The 16,542-nt window shown below is 41.6% G+C and carries 18 protein-coding genes and 2 tRNA genes; 7 read left to right on the forward strand and 13 right to left on the reverse strand.

The window, feature by feature from the left end; genetic code table 11:
• Nucleotides 1-14: 14 nt before the first annotated feature.
• The 3 genes from G327_RS0122695 to mutY form a co-directional block, all read right to left on the reverse strand.
• Nucleotides 15-90: transfer RNA gene (locus tag G327_RS0122695), tRNA-Thr, on the reverse strand.
• A gap of 100 nt (nucleotides 91-190) precedes the next feature.
• A tRNA-Phe gene (locus G327_RS0122700) sits at nucleotides 191-266 on the reverse strand.
• Between the two features lie 135 nt (nucleotides 267-401).
• On the reverse strand, nucleotides 402-1,742 hold the full coding sequence (mutY, locus tag G327_RS0122705; RefSeq protein ID WP_019617104.1) for an A/G-specific adenine glycosylase: 1,341 nt from the start codon (nucleotides 1,740-1,742) through the stop codon (nucleotides 402-404).
• A gap of 195 nt (nucleotides 1,743-1,937) precedes the next feature.
• Between mutY and trmB the strand changes: the two genes are divergently transcribed.
• Nucleotides 1,938-2,666 carry a tRNA (guanosine(46)-N7)-methyltransferase TrmB gene (gene trmB / locus G327_RS0122710; RefSeq protein WP_019617105.1) on the forward strand — a complete coding sequence of 243 codons (729 nt, stop codon included), beginning with the start codon at nucleotides 1,938-1,940 and terminating at the stop codon, nucleotides 2,664-2,666.
• 58 nt (nucleotides 2,667-2,724) lie between these two features.
• On the opposite strand, the gene G327_RS0122715 is transcribed toward trmB, so the two are convergent.
• Complete coding sequence (locus tag G327_RS0122715) at nucleotides 2,725-3,102, reverse strand: DUF3461 family protein (RefSeq protein WP_019617106.1); 378 nt, start codon at nucleotides 3,100-3,102, stop codon at nucleotides 2,725-2,727.
• Between the two features lie 188 nt (nucleotides 3,103-3,290).
• Nucleotides 3,291-4,700 carry an alanine/glycine:cation symporter family protein gene (locus G327_RS0122720; protein ID WP_019617107.1) on the reverse strand — a complete coding sequence of 470 codons (1,410 nt, stop codon included), beginning with the start codon at nucleotides 4,698-4,700 and terminating at the stop codon, nucleotides 3,291-3,293.
• 284 nt (nucleotides 4,701-4,984) lie between these two features.
• On the opposite strand from G327_RS0122720, the gene G327_RS0122725 reads away from it, so the two are divergent.
• Nucleotides 4,985-5,620 carry a DUF5610 domain-containing protein gene (locus tag G327_RS0122725; RefSeq protein WP_019617108.1) on the forward strand — a complete coding sequence of 212 codons (636 nt, stop codon included), beginning with the start codon at nucleotides 4,985-4,987 and terminating at the stop codon, nucleotides 5,618-5,620.
• A 95-nt stretch (nucleotides 5,621-5,715) separates the two neighbouring features.
• On the opposite strand, the gene G327_RS0122730 is transcribed toward G327_RS0122725, so the two are convergent.
• Both G327_RS0122730 and epmB read right to left on the reverse strand, forming a co-directional pair.
• Nucleotides 5,716-6,033, reverse strand: coding sequence for a hypothetical protein (locus tag G327_RS0122730; protein ID WP_019617109.1), 318 nt, complete (start codon nucleotides 6,031-6,033; stop codon nucleotides 5,716-5,718).
• A 59-nt stretch (nucleotides 6,034-6,092) separates the two neighbouring features.
• The gene (gene epmB / locus G327_RS0122735) at nucleotides 6,093-7,109 is read right to left on the reverse strand and encodes an EF-P beta-lysylation protein EpmB (RefSeq protein ID WP_051090338.1); all 1,017 of its coding nucleotides are present in this window, start codon (nucleotides 7,107-7,109) and stop codon (nucleotides 6,093-6,095) included.
• A 29-nt stretch (nucleotides 7,110-7,138) separates the two neighbouring features.
• On the opposite strand from epmB, the gene efp reads away from it, so the two are divergent.
• Nucleotides 7,139-7,708 (forward strand): elongation factor P, encoded by a 570-nt coding sequence (gene efp / locus G327_RS0122740; protein WP_019617111.1) that lies wholly within the window; start codon nucleotides 7,139-7,141, stop codon nucleotides 7,706-7,708.
• Between the two features lie 55 nt (nucleotides 7,709-7,763).
• Here efp and G327_RS25490 read toward each other — a convergent pair whose 3' ends face one another.
• The 5 genes from G327_RS25490 to frdA all read right to left on the reverse strand — a co-directional run bounded on the left by G327_RS25490 (nucleotide 7,764) and on the right by frdA (nucleotide 12,071).
• Nucleotides 7,764-8,615, reverse strand: coding sequence for a type 2 periplasmic-binding domain-containing protein (locus tag G327_RS25490; protein ID WP_083938623.1), 852 nt, complete (start codon nucleotides 8,613-8,615; stop codon nucleotides 7,764-7,766).
• A gap of 19 nt (nucleotides 8,616-8,634) precedes the next feature.
• Entirely contained in the window at nucleotides 8,635-9,012 is a 378-nt protein-coding gene (gene frdD, locus G327_RS0122750) for a fumarate reductase subunit FrdD (protein WP_019617113.1), read from the reverse strand.
• A gap of 11 nt (nucleotides 9,013-9,023) precedes the next feature.
• Nucleotides 9,024-9,413 carry a fumarate reductase subunit C gene (locus G327_RS0122755; protein WP_019617114.1) on the reverse strand — a complete coding sequence of 130 codons (390 nt, stop codon included), beginning with the start codon at nucleotides 9,411-9,413 and terminating at the stop codon, nucleotides 9,024-9,026.
• Nucleotides 9,414-9,549: 136 nt separating this feature from the next.
• Nucleotides 9,550-10,287: a succinate dehydrogenase/fumarate reductase iron-sulfur subunit gene (locus tag G327_RS0122760; protein WP_019617115.1), complete on the reverse strand. Its 738-nt coding sequence runs from the start codon at nucleotides 10,285-10,287 to the stop codon at nucleotides 9,550-9,552.
• The gene (frdA, locus tag G327_RS0122765) at nucleotides 10,287-12,071 is read right to left on the reverse strand and encodes a fumarate reductase (quinol) flavoprotein subunit (protein ID WP_019617116.1); all 1,785 of its coding nucleotides are present in this window, start codon (nucleotides 12,069-12,071) and stop codon (nucleotides 10,287-10,289) included. Before frdA ends, G327_RS0122760 begins: the two co-directional genes overlap by 1 nt.
• Nucleotides 12,072-12,387: 316 nt before the next feature.
• On the opposite strand from frdA, the gene epmA reads away from it, so the two are divergent.
• From epmA to G327_RS0122780, 3 genes are read left to right on the forward strand one after another with little or no spacing between them, the layout of a single operon-like run.
• On the forward strand, nucleotides 12,388-13,368 hold the full coding sequence (epmA, locus tag G327_RS0122770) for an elongation factor P--(R)-beta-lysine ligase (RefSeq protein WP_019617117.1): 981 nt from the start codon (nucleotides 12,388-12,390) through the stop codon (nucleotides 13,366-13,368).
• Between the two features lie 4 nt (nucleotides 13,369-13,372).
• Complete coding sequence (locus G327_RS0122775) at nucleotides 13,373-13,597, forward strand: hypothetical protein (protein ID WP_019617118.1); 225 nt, start codon at nucleotides 13,373-13,375, stop codon at nucleotides 13,595-13,597.
• A 56-nt stretch (nucleotides 13,598-13,653) separates the two neighbouring features.
• Nucleotides 13,654-13,914, forward strand: coding sequence for a DUF4404 family protein (locus G327_RS0122780; protein WP_019617119.1), 261 nt, complete (start codon nucleotides 13,654-13,656; stop codon nucleotides 13,912-13,914).
• A 206-nt stretch (nucleotides 13,915-14,120) separates the two neighbouring features.
• On the opposite strand, the gene rpsT is transcribed toward G327_RS0122780, so the two are convergent.
• The gene (gene rpsT / locus G327_RS0122790; protein WP_019617121.1) at nucleotides 14,121-14,381 is read right to left on the reverse strand and encodes a 30S ribosomal protein S20; all 261 of its coding nucleotides are present in this window, start codon (nucleotides 14,379-14,381) and stop codon (nucleotides 14,121-14,123) included.
• A gap of 325 nt (nucleotides 14,382-14,706) precedes the next feature.
• Between rpsT and murJ the strand changes: the two genes are divergently transcribed.
• Nucleotides 14,707-16,287 (forward strand): murein biosynthesis integral membrane protein MurJ, encoded by a 1,581-nt coding sequence (gene murJ / locus G327_RS0122795; protein WP_019617122.1) that lies wholly within the window; start codon nucleotides 14,707-14,709, stop codon nucleotides 16,285-16,287.
• Nucleotides 16,288-16,542 lie beyond the last annotated feature (255 nt).

The following is a 16,542-nucleotide window of genomic DNA, read 5'->3' on the forward strand; positions in this document are numbered from 1 at the left end:
GAAGATATAATAAATGGTGCCGACTACCGGAATCGAACTGGTGACCTACTGATTACAAGTCAGTTGCTCTACCGACTGAGCTAAGTCGGCACACGAAACCGTGTGCATTTGCACCGTTTGCTGAATTAAGGTTAATTAGTTCAACAAACTCTTTACTGATTGAAATTAATCTTTTCAGTAAAACTAAATATGGTGCTTCGTCTCGGAATTGAACCAAGGACACGAGGATTTTCAATCCTCTGCTCTACCGACTGAGCTAACGAAGCAGGAACGAGGCGTATTAAATAGATTTTCCCTTCGACCGTCAACCACTTTTTAATGTTTTATCTGCTTTTTTTAGAGTTTGCCTGCGCTTTGAACGTTATCTGCTTCATTTGCGAACATTAACGAAGAAAACAAGGTTATTTCTTTGGTGTATAACCTTCAATATCAACGTCTTTATTTTCAAAAAGATAACCAATCATCGCTTCTTCAATAATCTTTCGGTCTTCAAGCTGCATTAAATTTAACTTTTTTTCATTAATCAGCATAGTTTGTTTGTGCTGCCACTTTGTCCAGGCTTCCTGGCTGATATTGTCAAAAATACGTTTTCCCAGTTCTCCGGGGATCAGTTGAAAAGCAAGTCCGGGTGCTTCTTTTTTTAAATAACTACAAAATACGGTTCTAGACATTGTTGATTCCTTTTCATGAATTTTATTAACACTGCTTAATATTTTTTTGGTGGCCGCCGCCAATCCCACTTTTTGCGGATATAGTAAGTTATACCAAAGGCTGTCACTTTCTTCCATGACTTGTTTTATTTCCATTTCTGGTAGTTCAATTAAAACAGGTGATATATCGAAATGATAGTGACTGAAAGTATGTCGGAAAGCTGGCAGTAAAGTTTCCTGGTAATCCTTAATACCTGTATTTTCTAGCTTTTCACGGCACTCTTGTAAGCTTGTAAATTCAGGGAAACACCATAATCCGCCCCAGATACCCACAGGCGGGCGCAGCTTGAGCTGTATTGTCTGCGTACTTTTATCTGTAAGCACCAGCATAAATGCACTTTTTACTGGAATTTTCTTTTTTGCTTTGGGAGTCGGGAACTCTTTCATGCTGCCGTCGGCAAAGGCCAAACAGTCATTCTGCACTGGGCATTCACTGCATTTAGGTTTACTTCTGGTGCAGACCATGGCCCCCATATCCATCATTGCCTGATTAAACACACTCGTCTGTCTATGCGGTGTCAGTCCCTCTGCGAGCTCCCACAAAGCATTCTCTACACGTTTTTCACCTGTCCAGCCTTCAATGGCTTGGTGACGGGTTAAAACCCGTTTTACATTACCGTCTAAAATGGCGAAGTGTTTATCTAAGGTCAGTGAAAGAACCGCACCTGCAGTGGATCGCCCTATGCCAGGTAAATCAATAACCTGCTGAAACTCTTCTGGAAAATTGCCGTTATAATTGTCGCGGATAAACTGCGCTGCTTTATGCAGATTGCGTGCTCTGGCGTAATAACCCAGTCCGGTCCAATGATGCAGAACTTCATCTAAAGGTGCGTTAGCAAGATAGGAGATGGTCGGAAAGGAACGCATAAATTTATTAAAATATGGAATGACAGTAGCAACTTGAGTCTGCTGTAACATTACCTCGCTGATCCAGGTCTTATAGAGGCTTTTGTCCTGCTGCCAGGGTAAGGTTTTACGGCCGAATTTTTGATGCCAGGCAATGATACGATGACTGAAGTTTTTCTGATTCAAAACAAACTCTTTGTTATTTTTATGGGGAAAATAGAGAATAACAGAGTTATTTCAAAAAATAACATTACAAAAACTAAGTAAATATTTACATTATTGTCTGCATCTTTTTCTGCAGCGGATAAAGTCGATCCTTTCTTAAATATTGTTGGTATAATGCCCTGATATTAATTACCAGCGAATTTCTAGGGTAGAAAAATGACAGATCAAGAAAACCAGGCGTCTGAAAAAACACAGCCTGTCGGCGAAGAGCGTTATATGCGTAAAATCCGCTCTTTTGTTAAACGTGAAGGGCGCATGACTAACCGTCAGCAGACGGCAATCGATACGTTATGGGAAACCATGGGCGTTGATTATCAAGAAAAAGAATTAAACTTCACCGAGTTATTCGGCCGCGATGCACCTGTCGTTTTAGAGATTGGTTTCGGCATGGGGAAATCATTGGTCGAAATGGCTAAAAATGCTCCGGAGAAAAACTTTTTCGGTATTGAAGTACATGGTCCTGGTGTCGGCGCTTGTTTAGCGGACGCTGGAGAAGCTGGGATATCAAATCTGCGTGTCATTAACCATGATGCAGTTGAAGTATTAGAGTTTATGATCCCCGATCAAAGCCTGGCGACTTTCCAGCTTTACTTCCCGGATCCCTGGCATAAGGCGCGTCACCACAAACGTCGTATTGTGCAGCCTGCGTTTATTGAAAATATGCGTCCTAAGATAGCAATTGGCGGTGTGATCCATATGGCAACCGACTGGGAAAACTATGCAGAGCATATGCTGGAAGTATTAAAAGCAGCGACAAATTTTAAAAACACCTGCGATACTGACTATGCCCCCCGCCCGGAATGGCGCCCGCTGACTAAGTTTGAAAACCGCGGTAACAACCTTGGTCATGGTGTATGGGATCTATTATTTGAGCGTATCAGCTAGTCCTGTCCTGCGCTAAAAAACTCAAATAAATCAAGCCTGCACACTGCAGGCTTTTTTATTATAACTTTTCCAGTTTACGTTCAATTTCTTTTATTTTGCTGGTTACAACGGATTCTAAATGTTTTAAGTCATCTAATACCTGTAGTTTTATCTCTTTTTCGTGTTTTACATGTACGGTAAGAATATCGAGCTCTTTGATGATAGGGCGCAGGGTGCTGTTGATTTCAGAGATATTTCGAAAACCGGGACTATCGTGATCGCCGCTTACTTTTTTGAGCTGTCTAGGGAATTTAAATTTTACGCTTTTGGCAAAAAAATCACGGCTGCCTTTACGGAAATAGATTTTAAGAATGTCGTTACCGGCTTCTTGGCGAAGTGTATAACGTTCGATATCGTCATGATTCAGCACGCCGATATTATTTAGGTTGGGATACATAGCTGTTCCTTTCAATAATGAAATATTCAGCTAATAGTTGTAGTCGCAGGATTTAAAATATTCAATGCTGAATAATGAAGGTTTAGAGCTTTAATTGAAAATATGCTGTTTGAGCAGGTTGGCTGTTGAAAAATTGCAAAAAAAACCTGCTTGTGCAGGTTTTTTATTTGTGAGCCTTAGTTAGGGGATTATTTCTTTTCCCAGACTCCCGGCTCAATTTTTCTGTCAAGTTCTGGTATTTTGGTACGGTCAAAGGTTGGCACTTTACCGGCATCTAACTGCATATTGTAATCTTTGGCTAGTTTCACTACTTCATTAGACAGTAATAGAATTGCAATCAAGTTTACAATCGCCATTAAGCCCATAGATACATCGGCAAGCGCCCAGATCACTTCATTACTTTGTGTTGCGCCGAACATAATCATTCCCAGTACCGCAATACGAAGCGCATTAACCCCGTGAGAGTGTTTATGCTGCAGGAACATTAAGTTTGTTTCTGCGTACGAATAGTTGGCAATAATCGAAGTGAAAGCAAAGAACATTAATGCGATAGCAACAAACTCGCCACCCCAGCTTCCTACCTGGCCGTCTAATGCCCGCTGCGTTATTTCCACACCACCCATTCCGGAAAATGATTCGATACCGCCGGATAATAAAATAATTGAAGCCGTTGCTGTACAGATAACAATAGTATCGATAAATACACCAAGCATCTGCACATAACCCTGTGAGGCTGGATGTGGAGGGTAAGGCGATGCCGTGGCCGCCGCATTTGCCGCACTACCCATGCCGGCTTCGTTAGAGAATAAACCACGTTTGATGCCGGTCATAACCATAACGCCAAATGCACCGCCGCTTGCTTCCTGCCAGCCGAATGCTGAATCAAAAATCATTTTTAGAATGGCTGGAATTTCTGCAATATTGATCACGACTACATAAAATGCGATTAATAGATAAGCCATCGCCATAAAAGGAACAATCTTTTCTGATAGTCGTGCGATACCTCGGATACCGGTAAAAATAACAAATCCGGAAAGAACAAACAGAATAATACCCACATTGGTTTTATCCATCTGGAATGATTCGTGCAGTGCAGCTGTGATCGAATTTGCCTGTACGGCATTAAATACCAGGCCGAATGCAATGATTAAAAAGATGGCAAACAGACTGCCCATCCAGCGTGCGTTTAAACCTCGCTCCATGTAATAAGCCGGGCCGCCGCGAAAGTTGCCGTCATCATCGTGCACCTTGTAGGCTTGTGCTAATGTACTTTCTGCAAAACTGGTTGCCATACCGATAATTGCGATCAGCCACATCCAAAAAATGGCACCGGCGCCCCCGACTGTGATTGCAATTGCAACACCGGCCAGATTACCTGTACCAACACGCGCCGCTAAGCTGGTTGAAAGAGCCTGAAATGATGAAATACCTTCTTTATCTGATTTGCGGCTGTTACGCATTACCGTGAAAGTGTGTAAAAAATGTCGGATTTGAATAAAGCCTAAACGGACAGTGAAATATAGACCCGTACCAATCAATAAATATACAAGGATTTGCCCCCATAATACGCCGTTGATTGAGTTGAAAAGTTCTAACATAGGTGTCGCCTTTAGTCGGAAAATATAGATCCAGCTTATATTTTCATGTATGAAAAGTCTGTAACTTAACGTTTTTCCAAAAAAATTGAAGCGAATAAATCAATTTTATGTTGTTTTTTTTCAAAAAATCACAATTCGTTGCCTTTTGTGTGCTGAAGGTCTTCGTAAGTCGCTGTTTTTAATGGTTCGCAAGGAGTTGGGGGGAATTACATACAAACTGCTGTTTAAGTTATAGGCAAACAGGCCGATACTTATTATATATGCCCCACATAGAGGTACCTGTTATGGATCCTAAAATTAATACAAATAGTGCTTTTAATCAAGATGTTCGTGCACTTGCCAAATCGGAACATAAAAAAGAAAGCGGACCGATGGGCGGGCAGATTTCTGAACTTGCGCATGCAAAAAATGCTGAAAAATTACAAACGCCTATTTCTGTCAGTAATAAAAAACAATTAAACGCTGCAATTTTACAATCAACGCTGGAATTTAGTGAGACTATCGCTGATAAACCACTTTCCTTAGTATTAAAAACGGCTCTGCAGGGGATAAACGAAGCACTGCAGGAGATGGGCGTAGAAACTAAGGTTGAAGAGGCTTATGACTCCGGTCTTGATGTCAGCCCTGAAGCAACGGCAGAGCGAATTGTCTCTTTTAGCACGCAGTTTTTCAGCCTCTACCATGAACAGCACCCGGAAATGCAGGAGCAGGAAGCATTGAGCAGTTTTATTGCTGTGATTGGCGGCGGAATTGATCAAGGCTTTTCAGAAGCGCGAGATATACTGCAGGGTTTGAATGTATTAGAGGGAGATATTGCATCTAATATAGATAAAACCTATGAACTGGTACAGCAGGGCTTACAGTCCTTTTTAGACAGCTATGCGCAGCCGCAGCAAGAGGCTGAAAATATTTCTGAATAAACCTCTGATGTCTTTCGATTGAGTCTAGGTAGAGAAAAGGGCAAGCAGTCTGTCTGCGTGCCCTTAAATTTAAGAATAAGCTTTAACTGCCGGACTTAGTCTTTTAAGTTTACTTTAAATGAACTGAGTGTTTTAAAAAGCAGTTCAATTTTAACGACGATCGCAGGTAATAAGGTTTTATAATGATCTTCATTATCGGTCTGAATTTCTTGTAAATCAGCCGCAAGTTCTTCTACATAAGGTAAAAAGGTGCTGGAATGATTTTTAAAAGCACTGTCAGCGCTGAAGACTTGTGCAAAGCTTGCTTTGTCCTTCTGGCGTAAAATTTCAAGCTGCTTATCTGCATCAACTGCTTTATGGTAAATAATTTTTACATTTTCTTGTAATTGTTTAACGACGTTTTCTTTGCTCATTATTTTTTCCTATTTGATGCTTACTGCATTATTACTTACTGCACTATTACTTTAGCGCATTATAACGAATTAATAACAGTTTTACTTTTCTGACCGGCAATTTCGCGGCTCAGTTTCGGTACTAAGTACCCGGGTAATGCACTGTTCATTTCCTGAATCATCTGCTGCGCTTTTTTCTCTGCCAAATCAAAATGCTGTGCGCCCTGTACCTTATCTAATAAAAACAGGTAATAGGGCAGGATATGGGCATCAAATAAAGCTTCACTGAGCGCAATTAAAGCCTGACTGTTATCATTTATTCCTTTTAATAACACACCTTGATTTAAAAGCTGAACGCCGGCTCTCTTGAGCTTGAGCATTGCCTCTTTAAAATCACGGTCAATTTCATTGGCATGATTGATATGCAAAACAAAAACTACTTTTAAGCGGCTATGTTTAATAATTTTGCACAATTCATCAGTGATGCGTACCGGGATAACAACCGGCAAACGCGTATGCACCCGTAAACGGAGCAATTGTGGTAATGATGCTAATTCGTTAAACAAATAACCTAGAAAGTCATCTTTACTCATCAGCGGATCACCACCGCTTAATATCACTTCGTTCACTTCCGGGTGGGCTTTAAGGTAATTGATAATTTCCTGAAGCTGTTTTTTATTAATATTATTATCCTGATAAGGAAAATGACGTCGAAAACAGTAACGGCAGTTAACTGCGCAGCCGGATTTTAAGATAAGCAGCACACGGCTTTTATATTTATGTAATAAACCGGGCACTATACTTTCATGTTCCTGCAGGGGATCAACACTATAATCAGGGCTAATTAATTCTTCATCGCTAACAGGCAGGATTTGTTTTAATAAAGGGTCATTTATATCGCCCTTTTTCATTTTTCGGATAAACGGGCGCGGTACCAGCATTGGAAAACTTTTACGTGCAGGATCACTTAATCGCACACTTTGTGGGGATATATCCAATAATTGCAAAAGCTGCAGTGGATTTTTAATCGCATTTGCCAGTTCTTTTTGCCAAGAGGGCAAGTCGTCGGTATTATTCACGGTAATTATTTGTGCCATTTTTTAAAATTAATTATATAGAGGTTATTATGGGATCGTATAGTACCAGTGAATTCAAAGGCGGGCTAAAATTCATGCTTGATAAAGAGCCTTGTGCAATTATCGATAATGAATTCGTGAAACCTGGTAAAGGACAAGCGTTTAACCGCGTGAAACTTCGTAAATTGTTGTCAGGCAAAGTGATTGAAAAAACATTTAAGTCTGGTGAGACAGTTGAATCTGCCGATGTAATGGATTTTGATCTTGCTTACCTTTATAACGACGGTGAGTTTTTCCACTTTATGAACAATGAAACATTTGAGCAGATTGCAGCTGATCAGAAAGCGGTTGGTGATATGGAAAAATGGCTGGTTGAGCAGGATATGTGTACTATCACAACCTGGAACGATAACCCGATTGCTGTTACGCCGCCAAACTTCGTTGAAATTGAAGTCACGGATACTGATCCGGGTCTTAAAGGTGATACTGCTGGTACAGGCGGTAAACCTGCTACGCTGGCAACTGGTGCGATTATTCGTGTGCCGCTGTTCATCCAGATTGGTGAAGTTGTTAAAGTTGATACACGCAGCGCTGAATATGTCGGCCGTGTAAAAAAATAAGCTGTTTCTAATGAACCGGTTATGAAGAAAAGCCAGTTATTGACAACTGGTTTTTTTATTTGTTTTTGTTCTTCGGCAGTGTTTTAACCACGGGGCTCTTTTGATCATGCTGATATTGATGTACATGTCTTTTATCAGGCTCGCTAAGTAAACCGTACCTCTTTTTCAGCTCTGCAATATCGTCTTCTCGCTCGACTAAAAACTGATCAAACTGTTTGATAACCGCCGGGTATTTAATTGAAGATAGTGTCCGCTGATTACGTAAAAATGGCAGGCTGCTGTCAAAGACCAATGCATCTGTTTTATATCCCGAGTGTGAAAGATAATGGCTGCTGATTGCTGTATTAAAATAAGCGCCGTCAACTCGTCCCTCTAATGCCAGCTGCAGCAGACGTTTATAATCCGTTGTTCTGACTATGGCAAGCTGTCCCTGCCGCTCTCTGTGTAGATATGCTTCCGGCAAGGTGAAACCGTTAATGGCACTGATGCTTTTGAGTTCATTAAGCAAAGTGCCTTTTTTAGCGGGTAAAAGCATAATGCCGTCGGTGTATTCAACAACGGATGAGCTGTATTTTATCTTAATGGTGCTTTTTAACTGTTTCTGCCAAAGTGCATTGTCCGGATATTTAAAATCAAATTTCCCGGCAGTATATTCGGCATATAAGCGTTTAATCGGGCGAGCTTTATAGTTGAAAGTATAATTATGACTAGCGGCAAACATATCCAGTAACTCACGGTTAAAGCCGCTATAGAGATTATTTTTAAATTCAGAGTAGGGGTGGTATTCGGAAAAGTTCTGTACACCGACAGTAAAAATATTCTTACTGAGTAAAGGAGGTGAAAAGCTTAAAAATAGAATAAACACAGTACTACATACTGTATTTATTCTATTGAATGGTTTGTACATTTAGCGGATTAACCTCGGGTTAAAGCATCTGCAGCAGTAATGTAAAAACAAATACGCTGCCGGCAAATGCAAAGCCGTAACAGATAACCTGCTGCCAGTCTCGGCCGCGGTTAATGCCGATATCATGCAGCGCATGAAAAATGCGGTGCAGTGTATGCCATAATGGTAGGGCAACTAGAATAAAAATAACAGCAGCTCCATACCAGGTTGTTGCAAAGCCGTGAATTTTTTCATAGCTGAAATTCTGACTGTTGATAATTCCCAGGGGAATTAAAATGCCGGTTATTAATATCATAACTGGAGTGAGAAAGGCGGTAAGCATACCACCTGCACCAAACAGCCCCCAAAATACCGGTTCATGAGAGCGTTTATAGGTTTTTTCTGTTGTCTCTGACATTTATAGCTTCCTTATAACGTAATAATTAATAAGCAGAAAACAGTAATTACAGCGAAAGCACCGTAATGACCGGCCACGATGACTTTATCTTCTAGTCTTTTACCTTTCAGCCATAAATCAACTGCTTTTGGTGCCAGTGAAAACCAGGTTATGGTGTGATATAACGCCAGTGCCAGTGCGAGCAGGTGGATTAATATTGAAAATGGACTCTGCAGGGCTTCAAGCCAGCCGTTAAATGCGGCTTCACCCTGGCTAAGGCGCAGAACACCCCAGGCTAGGATCAGGCTGTATAACGTTATTAAAATACTGCTCCCTTCACGGATCATGTATTTTGTATAAAAAGCATGTTTCAGCCACCAGTCAGTGGGTAGTTCACGTTTATAAGGTTTACGTTTAGTCATTAGTTGCTCCTCTTTCTCTGCCGCACTGCCGTATTTAAAAGCAGCAGTGCGCTGCCAAGGTTAATATTATCAATATGAGAAGTAGTGTGAGCTTTAAGCTGTACCTTAAGGTGCGGATTAAGGCTCACATGTTTTATTATTCAGGTTTAAACATACCGATCAGATAATCTTTACTGCTTTCCACTTTTAAAAGCTGAATAGCGGCTGCCGGATCGACATCTTTAGGGCATACAACAGAGCAGTAACCGACAAAGGTACAGCCCCACACCCCTTCTTCCTGATTTACAATTTTCATCCGCTGCGCTTCGCCGCCGTCACGACTGTCTCGGTTATAGCGGGCAAGCAGTGCCAGTGCAGCCGGTCCGGTAAACTTGTTATCAAGCGCGTACTGCGGGCAGGCTGCATAACAAAGACCGCAGTTGATACACATGGAAAACTGTTTAAATTTAGCTGCCTGCTCCGGTGTCTGCAGATATGTACCTTCTGACAGACATTTTTCTTTTTCCGGAATGATATAAGGTTTCACTTCTTCTAGTTTTTTGATGAAGTCATCCATTACTACTACAAGATCGCGCTCTATCGGGAAATTAGTTAAAGGCTCTAAACTTACTTTTTTAGGATAATAATCGCGTAAGAAAGCTTTACAACCCAGTTTTGGCACACCGTTAACCATCATGCCGCAGCTTCCGCAGATCGCCATACGGCATGACCAGCGGAAACTAATAGTACTGTCGAGATGGTCTTTAATGTACTGCAGCGCTTCTAAAATTGACATATCCGGCGTATAGGGTACTTCGAACATCTGTGTAAATGGTTTTTCATCCATCTCCGGACGGTAGCGAAGTACATCAATTTCAATCATTAACTCACTCATTAAACTTTCTCCTGTGTAGCGCCTGCTTTTTCTGATGCCGCACCATATACACGCTCAGCCGGCTGGCTTTTGGTGATTTTCACTGATGAGTAGTCTATTTTCGGTGCTTTATCTGCCTGATAAAAGGCCAGTGAATGTTTCAGGAACTTCTCATCATCACGTTTGTCGAAACCGTCAATACGCTGATGTGAACCGCGGGATTCTTCTCTTAGAATCGCACTGTGTGCCATTGCTTCTGCCGTATCGAGTAAGTATCCCAGTTCAACTGCATATAAAAACTCGGTATTAAATACGCTGGATTTATCGTTGATCTGAATGTTTTTATAGCGCTCTTTAAGCTCTGCTAGTTTATCAATAGTTTTCTGCATAGATTCTTTGGTACGGTAGATTCCAACACCTTCTTCCATACAGTCACCCATCTCCTGACGGATATCAGCCATTTTCTCGGTGCCGCTGCTGTGGAGGAGCGCTTCAGTACGTTCTAAAATCGCTTCCGCCTGTTTTTTTAGAGGAGCAGTTTTCTGGTGTTTATTCGCATGTGCATAATTAGCCGCTTCCTGACCGGCTAGCTGACCAAATACAGCAAGCTCCGTTAATGAGTTTGAACCAAGACGGTTTGCTCCGTGCAGACCGACAGAAGCACACTCGCCGATAGCATATAAACCCGGCAGACTGGTTGCCGTTTTAGCATCGGTTTCAATACCGCCCATAGTGTAATGCACGGTAGGGCGAACCGGGATTGGTTCGTGTACCGGATCCACCCCCACATAAGCTTTAGCAAGTTCACGAATAAACGGTAGACGTTCATTAATTTTTTCTTCACCAAGATGGCGAAGATCCAGATGTACTACGTCACCTCTTTCGCCTTTAATGACATTACCTTTCTGCTGTTCCTGCCAGAAACATTGACTTAACTTATCTCGTGGTCCCAGTTCCATATATTTATTTTTAGTCTGTCCGACCGGCACTTCTGGCCCCAAACCGTAATCCTGCAGGTAACGGTAGCCGTCTTTGTTTAATAAAATACCGCCTTCGCCACGGCAGCCCTCGGTCATTAAAATACCGCTGCCTGGTAAACCTGTCGGATGGTACTGTACAAACTCCATATCCCGCAGTGCAACGCCGTGGCGGTAAGCCAGTGACATGCCGTCTCCGGTGACAATACCGCCGTTGGTATTATAGCTGTATACACGGCCGGCTCCGCCGGTTGCCATGATCACGGATTTTGCTTGAATGAGTTTTGTTTCTCCTTCGGCAATATCTAAAATTAAGACACCTTGAATTTTACCGTCTTCAACCAGCAGATCTAAACAGAAATGTTCATCAAAGCGGGTGATTTTCGGGTGCTGTACTGAAGTTTGAAAAAGAGTGTGTAATATATGGAATCCGCTTTTATCTGCAGCAAACCAAGTGCGTTCTATTTTCATGCCGCCGAATGCGCGAACGTTAATGCTGCCGTCTTCTTTGCGGCTCCACGGGCAGCCCCAGTGCTCAAGCTGAGTGAGCTGTTTTGAGGCATTCTCAACAAAATACTGGACCACATCCTGCTCACATAACCAGTCACCGCCGGCAACGGTATCGTTGAAATGATTATCAAGGGAGTCGTGATCTTGAGCAACACCGGCGGCGCCGCCTTCTGCCGCCACAGTATGACTACGCATAGGATAAACTTTGGATATTAATGCGATATCCAGATCGGGATGATTCTCAGCAATTTCAATAGCCGCTCGTAAACCTGAACCGCCTGCGCCCACAATGGCGACATCTGTTTTAATTATCTGCACTCTTTTACTCCCATCAAAAATATGTTTAATTGATCTGACAATTTAGTGTATCAGTGCTGTTCTAAATTTTCGTGATCCAAACAGGATAATAATGAACAATATATTAATACTGAGAGGTAACGCAAATGTCTGTTAAGCAATTGTTAATGTTAGGATTAGTGGAGTTGATAAGAACTCTCAAAGAGTTTTTATTCCTGCGAAATCAATTCTTCGGTAAACTAAGCATAAATTGATTAATCAAACCTTCAAGACTGTTCGTCGAGCCTCTTGACTAGGGGGGAAATTTGATCAAAACATTATATAAATAGGAAATAGAATGACCTGGTTACCGTCAGCAGACTTACAACAGCTTCAGCAAAGAGCGCAAATTATACAAAATATCCGTAGTTTTTTTGTCAGCCGTGGTTTATTAGAGGTGGAGACTCCCAGCTTAAGTCAGGCGGGTGTGACTGATGTTCATTTGTTCTGCTTTCAGACGATGTTTATCGGGCCGCCGATCTCCCCGGCCAAAGCGGACAGTTCAGGTGTCCCATTATATCTTCAGACATCACCAGAATTTCATATGAAACGTCTTTTATCTGCCGGCTGTGGTTCTATTTTTCAAATCAGCAAAGCTTTTCGTAATGAAGAGTCCGGACGTTTTCATAACCCTGAGTTTACGATGCTGGAGTGGTACCAGGTTGGTTTTGATCATCATCTGTTAATGGATGAGATGGATCAGCTGCTGCAGATGGTGCTTAGCTGTGAGCCAGCCAGGCGCTGCACTTATCAGGAGGCATTTATCGAGGTGTTAGCGGTTGATCCGCTGCACAGTACAGTGGAGGAGCTTAAACAGGCTGGAGCTTCTTTGAACCTGGGAGAGGTGTTAAACGGCGAAATCGAGCGGGATACTATTTTACAACTGCTGTTCTGTGTGGCTGTTGAACCGGTTATTGCTCAGGAAAAGCCGTGTTTTGTTTATAATTTTCCTGCTTCGCAAGCCGCTTTAGCTAGAATTTCACAGGCGGATCCTCGTGTTGCTGAACGTTTTGAAGTGTATTATAAAGGTATTGAGCTGGCGAACGGCTTTCATGAATTAAGCGATGCCGAAGAGCAGTTAAAACGTTTTCAGGAAGATAATCGTTTGCGGAAACGAAAAGGGTTAGCGAAGATGCCCATTGATCAAAACTTTATTGACTCACTTCCTTTTTTACCTGACTGTGCCGGCGTGGCTTTAGGCATTGACCGTTTAATTATGCTGGCTGCCGGTCAAGAGCATATTGACGATGTCTTGAGTTTTGCAGTTGAGAGGGCCTGATAATATGGCTAAATTATGGTTAACGGATCAGGGCTATTCTTTTTGGGCATCTCTTTGCCGAATAATTTACTGGTTAGGTGCTGTTTATCTTTCTTCTTTATATTTACAGCATTATTCACAGTTCAGCTGGTTCAAAGTTGGCCTGATCCTGATAAGTGTCACTTTTGTGGTTGGTTTTCTACTGCTGGGGCGTTGTCTTGATCACCTTTTTAAACTGCCGAAATCCTAACTATTTAATTTAAGACTACACTTTTATTATAACGTTAATCGGCAATAGAGGTATTTATGGCAATAACAAAAGTGAAGTCAGAATTTGAAAAATTATCGGCAGTGATAGCTGATGATCTCATTGCTGATGAATGTACAGCGGGTGAACTGCGTCTGGTTCACGATCAGTTTCAAGAGGCGATAATCTCGCGGGATCCTGCGCAGCTTATTCGCGATAAAAGACTGGCGCAGCAGCTGCTGGTTTTTGAGGAAAGTAATCCTGTTATTGGGAAAGCAATTAAAGATTTATTGACTGCGTTATCCGGAATGGGCATTTAGTTAATAACAGCTGTTTAGATAAAATATGAAAGTAAAAAAGGGAGCTGATGCTCCCTTTTGTTTATCCGGCGTTTAATGCACTAAAAATAAGACACAAAAAAACCGACATAAAGTCGGCTTTTAATCAGGCTAAAAATGAAAGGGCTATATTATAGTTCTTTCATTTCTGCCGAATATATCAAAGGCTTTAAAAAGCCGAATCAATATTAAAGAGCTTTAATTCTAGCAGAAAGACGGCTTTTCTTACGAGCAGCAGTATTCTTTTCAATTAAGCCTTTAGTTGCGTAGCTGTCTAAAACTGATTGAAGTTTTAAAAACTCAGCTGTAGCAAGTTCTTTGTTTGCAGCTTCGATTGCAACAACAACTTTCTTAATGAAAGTACGCATCATTGTACGACGGCTTGCGTTATGTTTACGGCGTTTTTCAGATTGAATCGCACGTTTTTTAGCAGACTTGATATTAGCCAAGACCTTAACTCCTAAATTCTGTATACAAGGGATAATCAAAGGTCGTGGAATATGCCTTGTAACACGTATATTGTCAAATGGTTTCTTTTTAACCGTTTAAAAAACTGGTAAGAAACCAGGTAGATGGTTAAACTGCGCGCATTTTATACCCAAACGGCCTGTAGATGCAACTTGATCCTGTACTTAACAGTGATGAAAACGGGTGATATCTGCATGCATTATATTTTATTTTTATTTTTCCTGTTAAATTAGTGTGTTATTGATCACGGTAATGTGTTTTGCTGTGCGGCTGCTTTATTAGAAAAATATTTTCGGGAAGTTGATTGTGAGTAAAAAATTATTGAGATCCGGTTTGATTGTCAGCTCAATGACTTTAGTTTCCAGACTGTTAGGTTTAGTTCGAGATGTTGTGATTGCAAATCTAATGGGAGCCGGCGCTGCTGCGGATGTATTTTTCTTTGCCAACAAAATCCCTAATTTCTTGCGTCGATTATTTGCCGAAGGGGCCTTTGCACAAGCCTTTGTACCGGTATTAACCGAATATGAAAAAACTAAATCTCCTGACGAAGTAAAAAAACTGATTGCGGCAGTATCTGGAACGTTAGGCACGATTATTACTATTATCACGATTCTTGGTGTTGCAGGATCGTCAGTAATTACTGCGTTATTCGGTTTCGGCTGGTTTTTAGAATGGTTGAACGGCGGGGCGGGGGCACAGAAATTTGAGCTGGCTTCGCTGATGTTAAAAATTACTTTCCCTTACTTGTGGTTTATTACTTTTACCGCATTATCCGGTGCTATTTTAAATACTCTGGGTAAATTTGCTGTGGCGGCATTTACGCCGGTATTTTTAAATATTGCCATCATCGCCTGTGCACTTTTCCTTTCTCCTGAGTTAGCGCAGCCGGAAATAGGGCTGGCAGTTGGTGTCTTTATCGGCGGCGCAGTACAGTTCTTTTTTCAGATTCCATTTTTACGTAAAGAAAATATGCTGGTCAGGCCGACCTGGAGCTGGTCTCACCCCGGCGTTGTAAAAATCCGAACCTTAATGATTCCTGCAATATTCGGTGTTTCTGTCAGCCAGATCAATCTTCTTCTTGATACGCTGATCGCCAGTTTTTTACAAACAGGCTCAATCAGCTGGTTATATTATTCGGATCGCCTGCTGGAGTTTCCCTTAGGTTTGTTTGGTATTGCGATTGCTACGGTTATTTTACCAAGCTTATCTTCATCACATGTTACCGAATCAAAAGAACATTTTGCTAAAACACTGGACTGGGGCATCCGTATGGTGTGTTTTTTAGGATTTCCGGCAATGTTAGGTTTGATTGTGCTGGCTGAGCCTATGCTGCGGGTATTATTTATGCGCGGTGAATTTGATATGCACGATGTGTCAATGGCATCAATGAGTTTATGGGCATACGCCAGTGGTCTGCTCAGCTTTATGCTGGTGAAAGTGTTAGCGCCGGGTTATTACTCCCGTCAGGATACTAAAACACCGGTGAAATACGGTATTATCGCAATGCTCAGTAATATGGTCTTGAATATTATTTTTGCCATCCCCTATGGTTATGTCGGCCTGGCAATTGCGACGGCAATGTCTGCAACATTAAATGCATCCCTGTTATGGCTTGGTTTATATCGAGGAGGTGTTTATCAGGTGCAGAAAGACAGTGTTTCAGTACTGCTTCGCATTATGACTGCCGGGCTGCTGATGGCTGCCGCCTTATTTATTTATACGCCGTCTTTGCTGGAGTGGACTCAATTTTCGTTATTTGAAGCCGGTGTAAAACTGTTTACCTTGATAGGCTGCGCTATTGTGCTTTATTTTACGGTGCTGGGCATTATTGGTCTTCGTTTTTCACATTTGAAAGTTTCCGTAGAGAATGATAAAAATGAGAGCTGAATAGTTGCTCACTCTGATATATAATCCTCTCTTTTGCATTTTATAGATCTTGAAGTAAGTCAAAATAATGAAATTATTACGCGGTATTCACAATCTAAAAAATGAGTACCGCGGTCGCGTATTAAGTATTGGACAGACTTTAATGACAGCTATGGGATTTATTTCGGCTGAAGTGCATTTTTAGTGCAGAGAATAATGGTTAAATAGCATGAAATTACTGCGTGGTATTCACAATCTAAAAAATGAGCACCGAGG

It is taken from the genome of Psychromonas ossibalaenae ATCC BAA-1528, assembly GCF_000381745.1.
In the GTDB taxonomy this organism is placed as follows: Bacteria; Pseudomonadota; Gammaproteobacteria; order Enterobacterales; family Psychromonadaceae; genus Psychromonas; species Psychromonas ossibalaenae.

Excerpts from the sequence above, each read along its gene's own strand:
- trmB (WP_019617105.1), top strand. The coding sequence starts at position 1,938 with ATGACAGATCAAGAAAACCAGGCGTCTGAAAAAACACAGCCTGTCGGC.
- G327_RS0122715 (WP_019617106.1), bottom strand. The coding sequence starts at position 3,102 with ATGTATCCCAACCTAAATAATATCGGCGTGCTGAATCATGACGATATC.
- G327_RS0122720 (WP_019617107.1), bottom strand. The coding sequence starts at position 4,700 with ATGTTAGAACTTTTCAACTCAATCAACGGCGTATTATGGGGGCAAATC.
- G327_RS0122725 (WP_019617108.1), top strand. The coding sequence starts at position 4,985 with ATGGATCCTAAAATTAATACAAATAGTGCTTTTAATCAAGATGTTCGT.
- G327_RS0122730 (WP_019617109.1), bottom strand. The coding sequence starts at position 6,033 with ATGAGCAAAGAAAACGTCGTTAAACAATTACAAGAAAATGTAAAAATT.
- epmB (WP_051090338.1), bottom strand. The coding sequence starts at position 7,109 with ATGGCACAAATAATTACCGTGAATAATACCGACGACTTGCCCTCTTGG.
- efp (WP_019617111.1), top strand. The coding sequence starts at position 7,139 with ATGGGATCGTATAGTACCAGTGAATTCAAAGGCGGGCTAAAATTCATG.
- G327_RS25490 (WP_083938623.1), bottom strand. The coding sequence starts at position 8,615 with ATGTACAAACCATTCAATAGAATAAATACAGTATGTAGTACTGTGTTT.
- frdD (WP_019617113.1), bottom strand. The coding sequence starts at position 9,012 with ATGTCAGAGACAACAGAAAAAACCTATAAACGCTCTCATGAACCGGTA.
- G327_RS0122755 (WP_019617114.1), bottom strand. The coding sequence starts at position 9,413 with ATGACTAAACGTAAACCTTATAAACGTGAACTACCCACTGACTGGTGG.
- G327_RS0122760 (WP_019617115.1), bottom strand. The coding sequence starts at position 10,287 with ATGAGTGAGTTAATGATTGAAATTGATGTACTTCGCTACCGTCCGGAG.
- epmA (WP_019617117.1), top strand. The coding sequence starts at position 12,388 with ATGACCTGGTTACCGTCAGCAGACTTACAACAGCTTCAGCAAAGAGCG.
- G327_RS0122775 (WP_019617118.1), top strand. The coding sequence starts at position 13,373 with ATGGCTAAATTATGGTTAACGGATCAGGGCTATTCTTTTTGGGCATCT.
- G327_RS0122780 (WP_019617119.1), top strand. The coding sequence starts at position 13,654 with ATGGCAATAACAAAAGTGAAGTCAGAATTTGAAAAATTATCGGCAGTG.